The following is a 213-nucleotide window of genomic DNA, read 5'->3' as shown; positions in this document are numbered from 1 at the left end:
CCAGAACGGCGACACCGCCGCCACGACCACGATCACCGGAACCGCCGCCTGCACCCGCGCGCCGGGACAGAACTTNACGCGATCACGTGCGCACCCGGCACTCTCGCCACCGCCAACTACAGCTTCGTCACCGGCACCATCGCGAATCTGACGATCACCACCGCCACGCTCAACGTGAACGCGGTGGCCAAGTCGAAGACGTACGGGAACGCA

The sequence above is a fragment of the Terrabacter sp. Soil810 genome (genome assembly GCF_001429645.1).
Taxonomy (GTDB): domain Bacteria; phylum Actinomycetota; class Actinomycetes; order Actinomycetales; family Dermatophilaceae; genus Terrabacter.
Note: the sequence above shows the minus strand (reverse complement) of the source record.